Annotated in this window: 4 protein-coding genes; 2 read left to right on the plus strand and 2 right to left on the minus strand. The window is 69.4% G+C overall.

Translation table 11 applies throughout. The features are described from left to right. Positions 1-9 precede the first annotated feature (9 nt). The gene (locus tag U9983_RS04115) at positions 10-1,431 is read right to left on the minus strand and encodes a C40 family peptidase (protein WP_322752735.1); all 1,422 of its coding nucleotides are present in this window, start codon (positions 1,429-1,431) and stop codon (positions 10-12) included. An 877-nt stretch (positions 1,432-2,308) separates the two neighbouring features. On the opposite strand from U9983_RS04115, the gene U9983_RS04120 reads away from it, so the two are divergent. Both U9983_RS04120 and U9983_RS04125 read left to right on the plus strand, forming a co-directional pair. Continuing rightward, on the plus strand, positions 2,309-5,020 hold the full coding sequence (locus tag U9983_RS04120) for a glycosyltransferase family 39 protein (protein ID WP_322752736.1): 2,712 nt from the start codon (positions 2,309-2,311) through the stop codon (positions 5,018-5,020). Continuing rightward, on the plus strand, positions 5,017-6,681 hold the full coding sequence (locus tag U9983_RS04125; RefSeq protein WP_322752737.1) for a glycosyltransferase family 2 protein: 1,665 nt from the start codon (positions 5,017-5,019) through the stop codon (positions 6,679-6,681). Before U9983_RS04120 ends, U9983_RS04125 begins: the two co-directional genes overlap by 4 nt. Positions 6,682-6,749: 68 nt before the next feature. Here U9983_RS04125 and U9983_RS04130 read toward each other — a convergent pair. Further along, the coding region (locus U9983_RS04130) for a phosphate ABC transporter ATP-binding protein (RefSeq protein ID WP_322752738.1) at positions 6,750-7,196 on the minus strand (447 nt) is incomplete at its 5' end.

The raw sequence follows: 7,196 nt of genomic DNA on the forward strand, positions 1-7,196 counted from the left end.
TCGGCGGGTTCAGTCACCAACTGTCTGCACCGGTGTGGTGGTTGATGAGGAAGGAGTTGACGACGAAGGAGTAGCCGGCGGTGGCTGCGTCGCCGTCGCCGTCGCCGTCGCCGTCGCTGCGGGCCGTGCCGGCGCAGCTGCGGGCGGCTGCGCCGCTACGGAGGCCGCCGTTGGTGACGGCGAGGTAACGGGCGCCGCCGTTGGTGGCTGCGACGTAGCAGCCGGCGACGTAGCAGCCGGGGAGGAAGCGCCGGACGGCGACTGGGCGCCAGCAGGCGACGCCGCCGGCTGCCCAGCCGCAGCTGGAGCGGACGTGGTGGGCTGCGGCGCGGACGACGTACTCGGCGTAACAGTCGGCGTCGGGTCCGGCGTCGGGGCCGGCTGCGGAACTGCACCGGAGGTGGGTGTCGGCTCAACCGTGCCGGCCGGCGACGGCACCACGGCGATGGCGGAATCGGTTGGTGTCGGGGCTGGCGACAACCCGGCATCGGGTGTCGCCCGGCCGCCTGGCGTAGCTACGGCTGGCGGCTGGCCGGCGACGACACCGCCACCCGGATCGTTGCGGACCGGCGGGATCGTGAGTGGGTCAACCGCGCTGCCGTCGGCGGGCGGCGGTTGCACCGCGAACGGGCCAACCGTGGTTATCCCGGTGCCGCGCGTCGCCGGCGAGAGCCGGACCGCACCGATGTAACCGTCCAACCACAGTGGTGTGATACGGACCACGTCCCCGGTCTGCGGCGCGTGGATCACCAGGCCGCCACCGACGTACATCGCGACATGATGGATCGTCGCTGGATCGGAGCTGTCGTAGGCGTAGAAAACAAGGTCACCGGGTAGCAGCTCGGCCAGCCGGACGGCTTGGCCGACCCGGGCCTGATCTGCGGCGACCCGGGGAATGAGGATCCCCGTGCTCGCGAATGCCTGCTGGGTGAGCCCGGAACAATCATAAGAATCCGGACCTTGCGCACCCCACTCGTACGGCCGACCGAGCTGGCCGAGTGCAAACCGCAGCGCAGCCCGGGCCTGCGGTGACGGACCGAGACCGGCGACGTCCTGCGCCTGCGCGAAGATATGCCAGGCGGCCGTCTCAGGTGTGCTGGGCATCCCCGGCGTGCTGGGCATCCCCGGTGTGGTGGCCGTCCCCGGTGTCGTGAACGGGTCGCCGATGAGCTCCGGCCCCGCCTGCGCCTGGCGAACAAGGTCGCGCAGGTCAGCCCGCAGTGTGATGTCCGGTCGCCCTGTCCAGTCGCCGTAGAGCCCGGAGCCGAGAACGGGCCCGGGCGTCCGGGTGGTCGCAGCCCGGACCGGCGACGGCAGCCAGGACGCCGACACGGGGCCTTGCGAACCGCTCAACCCGCCCACCGCCATGCTGGTGACCAGCACGATGTGCGCGAGGTGCCGCATCTCGTGCCCGCCCCGCTGTGACTGCATGCTCCTCCGTTCATCCGGACTGTTGTGCATACCCATCCCCGACAGGAATCAGGAATTCAGTCTCCGCCCCCGTGTGCCGCAGGCCCGCAAAGCGGGGGCACCCGATCACAGCTACTTCGTACAAGCCACTCGGCGATGCGCGAAAAGCATGATCGGACCACCTTCGGCCCGCCGGATGCCACCGCTGCCGACCGTTGTTCCCCCTGGGCGATCCTCGCGCCCTCGTGCTTGTGCACGTTATACGGAGAGAGCGCCGTCACTCCAGCACGTCAGCCGATTGGAAATATTCGATCATGAAAACCCGACGGACCGACCTTTGATCCGGCTCCCGGATCGGAGCCCGGTAATTCAGCCGACGTTCAAAGTCTATACACTAAACGTTTCCAGATCACGGTGCCGTTGTTCAGAAGAAAAACCTTACACCAACAGCCACACAACCGATGACCGTTCGCCGGCTACGACCGGCTCCACCAACTGGCCACCCACCGGACATGGCGAATTTGCCATGACGAGACGGTCAGGAAATGCGGCAAGGACAGAGTTGGAAACTGTGATCGGGTCGATCTCCGCCTGATGCGGGGAGCCGACTTGGGGGGGCAAGGAAGCCAAGGGATCATGGCGCGGCGAGGCCGCGCGTGCGGATCTTTTCCGGGCACTTCGCATGCGACCATGCATTGACCGCGGCGTTCCCATCCACCCGCTGGTATCCTTGTGCCCTTTTCGGGCCGGCGCCGCCCCGACCGCGGCCAACATCCAGACAGCCAAAGGCGGTGCGACCAACTCTTTCGCGCCGGTGGAGGCGCGCAGAGACAGCGGGGGAACAACCGATGGCGGAGGATGGGTCCGGTCTGTGCCGGCTGCGCTACGGCGGGCTGGCGTGACCATCGCCGCCGAGAATGCGACGCTCGTCGGCGCCACCGGCATCTCACTGCCCCGTCGTCGGATCGTGGCCGAACAGGTCATGGTCATCGCCGGCCAGCTCGGCGCGGGCGGCGGCAATCTACTGTTCTCGATCGTCGCGCTGCGGCTGCTGAGCCCGGGCGACTACGCCGAGCTGGTCACGTTCATCGCTCTATATCTCCTACTGCATGTCCCGGCGGCCAGCCTGTCGGTGGGTAGCGCGATTGCGCCGGGCGACGAGCGGGCGCTGCGCCGCGCCGGGTTGGGGCTCGGCGCCGGCGCCGGCGCCGTCCTCGCGGCGACGAGCGTGCCGTTGTCCGCCGCGCTGCACCTGTCGACCGGGCTCGTGCTCGTCCTGGCCGCTGCCGGCCCGGGTGCGGGGCTGCTGGCGCTCGCCCGGGGAAAGCTGTACGGCGCCGGGCTCGTCGGCGGAGTCACCGCGAGCCTGCTGGCCGAGCCGGTGGGACGGCTGACACTCGGCGTGGTGCTGACCGCGGCGCTTGGTCCGGTCGGCGGAGCGGCCGGGGTCGTTGCCGCCGGCTACTGCGCGCTCGGGATCGCTCGGTGGCGCGGCGCCGGGGTGCGACCGTCAGTGTCGCAAAGCGCCACCGGCGCGAGCCGGCAGACGGCGGCGATGGTCGTGTTCCTGCTGCTCGCCGTCCTGGCGAACCAGGATCTCCTCTGGGCGAACGCGATCCTCGGGCGCGACCAGGCCGCGCTGTTCGCGGTCCTGTCGACGCTCGGCGGTGTCGCGGCGTTCGCGACCGCGACCATCCCGATGGTGCTGCTGCCACGGGCCGCGAACCGTGACACCGCAGCCGTGCTCGTCGCACTGGGCGGGGCGGCCGCGGTCGGTCTCGGTGCGCTCCTGGTCGTCGCGGTGACCCCGACCGGGTTCTGGGTGTCAGTTCTCGGCCCCGCCTACGCCGAGACCGGCCGGCTCGCCGTCGCCTATGTCGGGGCGATGGCGATGTTCGGCCTGGCCCGGGTGCTGGCCGCGGAGAACTGCGTCACCGGCGGCGGCCGGGCGTCGGGCATCGCGGTCGGGGTCACGGTGGTCGGCCAGGCGGTCGGCATCGCGCTCTTCCATGACGACGCGCGCTCGATCGCACTGGTCACCTTGGCCGCCATGACCGCCATGACCGTGTCGGTGGGCACCGTGACCATGCTGCGGGCACGGCCCTCGACCGTGGGCGCCGCATGGCCGAGCCGCCTGCGCCAGGTGGCCGCCAACCACACCGGGTGGGCGGTCGCGGGCCTCACCATGCTCGGGATCGTCATCCGACTCCTGTCGCCGCACAGCATCTGGGTCGACGAAGCGATCAGCATCCGCCAGGCCAAGCTCTTTCCGTTTCAGGAGTCGATCCGCGCGCTGCGGGACACCGACGTGCACCCGCCCCTGTTCGCCACGGTGCTGTGGCTGGAGGTCCACCTGTTCGGGACGGGCCAGTTGGCCGTCCGGTTGCCCTCGATCGTGACCGGCAGCCTGATGGTGCCGATGCTCTATCTGGCCGGCCGGGAGCTCTACGACCGCCGGGCCGGGCTGGCCGCGGCCATTCTCGGCGTCTTCGCCCCGTTCGCGGTCTGGTACTCGCAGGAGACGCGGATGTACCCGCTGTTCCTGCTGTTCGGAGTCAGCGCCACCTGGGCACAGGCACGGGTACTGCGGGTCGGCGGCCGCCTGGCGTGGGTGATGTACACCCTCGCCAGCGCGCTGCTGCTGTGGACCCATTACTTCGCGACGCTGCAGGTCCTCGCGCAACAGATCGTGTTTGCCGTGATCGCCTGGCGCCGGCGCGGATCGCGCCGCGCCAGTCGGGACGGGCCGGATATCGTGGTGCCGTGGTTGACCAGCATGGCCACACTGGCCTTGCTCGTCGCGCCGCTGGTGCCCTTCGTCAACGCTCAGTTTCACGCCTACAACTCCCGTGGCGGGGTGGGTTTCGCCGCGCAGACCAGTGACGTCGCCGCGGCTGGCAGCCATCCGCTGCTCTCGATCTACTCGATCGGCGCGAACGGGGTCTGGGCTGTCTTCGGATACCACTCGGATGCGATCGTGGCCACCCTGGTCGCGCTGTGGCCGGTGGGGATGCTGGTCGCCTTCCTGCTGCTCGGCCGGGGCTACTCGCGCAGCGCGGTGTTGCTCGCCGCGACCGTGCTCGTCCCGGTACTGTTTCTGTTTGCGCTCGGTACACAGAAGGACAACCTGTTCGAGGTCCGCTACTTCGTCGGTATCCTGCCCGGACTGATTCTTCTCATAGCGCGTGCTCTCACGAGCTGGTTGCGGACCACGGCGGGAATCGCGCTCGGCGTCGGGCTGGCCAGCCTGACCCTCGTGCTTGCGCTGAGCGACCAGCAACTCAATCCGAGCGACCCGCGCCTGTACGACTTCGACGGCGCCTTGAAGCACGTCACCGCTCAGGCGAAACCGGGCGATATAATCATATATTCGCCGATCTTCCTGGTCGATGTCGTTGATTACTACTCGCCTTCGCTCCCGTCCTATGGTCCTGGCTCGGGGTCGCTGGCGCGGGCCGCGACCGCCCGCCATGTGTTCGTCGTCGGCAGCTTCCTGTCCGATCCCAACGTCGCGGTGGACACCAAAGCCCTCCTGGTCCGGCTGGAACAACGCCGGCAGGTCATCGACACCTTTCACGTCCCTCAAGTAACCGTCTGGGAGCTGCAGTGACCTTCACGCCGAGCCGGGAGACCCTCGCGGACAGCCGCCACCTGTCTCCGGTGGCCCCTGCGGCGCGCCACTCGGTCACCATCGACACGAGGGTCGATCTCGATCTCGGAACCGGCATCGAAACCGGGATCGTCGGGGACCCGCGGCTCGCGCCGCCGACGTGGCAACCGATGGGGTCGGGCCGGCCGCTGCGGCGCCGGATGCTGTATCTGCTGCCGCTGAACGTGCTCGCCTTCTGCTGGTACTTCGGCTGGCTGCTGGCGCCCGGGCGGGTCGGCAACGCGTTCCTTTACACCCTCCTGCTGCTCGCCGAGGCATTCAATGCGGTGCAGGCGCTGGGCTTCTGGTGGACCTGCTCCCGGGAGCGCGTACGCCGGCGCCGGCCACAGGTCAGCGGACAGATAATCGCCGTGGACGTACTGGTACCGGTCTACAACGAGCCGGTCGACGTGGTGGAACCGACGGTGGCCGCGGCGGTCCGGCTGCGGGGCGCGCAGGTGCGCGTGTTCCTGTTGGACGACGGGGACAACCCGCAGATGGCCGCGCTGGCCAGCCGGCACGGTGCCGGCTACATCACCCGGGCGGAACACAACGGCGCAAAGGCCGGCAACCTCAACCACGCGCTCGGCCGAACCTCCGCGCCGATCGTGGTCGTCTTCGACTGCGACCATGTGCCGCACCCGGACTTTCTTGAAGCAACGCTCGGTCACCTCGACGACCCCGGCGTGGGCTTCGTCCAGACGCCGCAGTACTACGCGAACGCCTCGACCAACGAGGTCGCCGGCACGTCATGGGCCCAGCAGGCGCTTTTCTTCGGTGGGATCGCGCGGGGCAAGGACGGCCTGGGGTCGATGTTCTGCTGCGGAACGAACATCGCCTTCCGCCGTACGGCCCTGGCGGAGGTGGGCGGATTCTCCGAGGATTCGCTGACCGAGGACTTCGAGCTGTCGATCCGCATGCACAGCCGCGGGTGGCGATCGGTCTACGTTCCCGAGGTTCTGGCCAGTGGCCTCGGGCCGGCTGACATGGCCTCCTACACCAGCCAGCAGCTGCGGTGGTCCAGAGGCTGCATCTCGGCGATTCCGGCCGTGCTGGCCGCGGGGCTGCCCCGGCGGTTGAAGGCACAGTACCTGCTGTCCGCCGGCTACTTCCTGTCCGGCTGGACGGTGCTCATCTACATGATCATGCCGTTGGTCCGGATCCTGTTCGGCGTCCAGCCGATCACCGCGGCCAGCGCCGACCAGTTCCTGCTGCACTTCGCGCCTTACTTCGTCGTGGCCCTCGGCACGGTCGCACTGGCCGGGAACGGTAGCTACACCTTTGGCGCCTTCACCCTGCAGAGCGCGAGCTTCTGGATCGGGGTGCTGTCCACGGTGCGAGCGGTACTGCGCCGGCCCGGCCGCTTCGTCGTCACACCGAAGCAGGGGGCCGGGTCCTGGCAACCGTCGGTGGTCGCGGTACCCGTCGCCGCGGCCATGGTGCTGATCGCCGCTTCGATCTACGGGTTGACCCAGGACCGGGGCCCGGGCATGGCGAACAGCATTGCGTTCGCCGGCGTACACGCCGCGCTGATGCTGCGCGGGGCCGCACCGGCCCTGGGGTGGCGGGGCCGGACGGCACGCACCGCCGTCGCGTCCGAGGCCACGCCGATCGCGGCCTGACCGGATCCGAACTCCGGTCCTGGGCTTGGTCCCGGTCCTGGTCCCCCCGGGGGGGACCAGGACCGGGCTCAGCCGAAACGGCCGTTGACGTAGTCGGCGGTCCGCGGGTCGTGCGGGTCACCGAACATCTGCTCGGTCCGCCCGTACTCGACGACGTGGCCGGGACTGCCCTCCACGGCGAGGAAGAACGCGCACTGGTCGGACACCCGCGCCGCCTGCTGCATGTTGTGCGTCACGATGATGATCGTCACGTCCGAGGCGATCTCGGCGATGGTCTCCTCGACCCGGCGGGTGGATGTCGGGTCAAGGGCCGAGCAGGGCTCGTCCATCAGCAGCACATCCGGCTCGACGGCCAGGGAGCGGGCGATACACAGCCGCTGCTGCTGCCCGCCCGACAGCGCCCCACCCGGCGAGCGCAGCCGGGTCCGGACCTCGTTCCACAGCCCGGCCCGCAGCAGGCACCGCTCCACCAGAGATTCCTTGTCCTTGCCCTTGATCCCGGCAAGCTTCAGGCC

This window comes from Protofrankia sp. Cas3, from assembly GCF_963555955.1.
GTDB lineage: Bacteria > Actinomycetota > Actinomycetes > Frankiales > Frankiaceae > Protofrankia.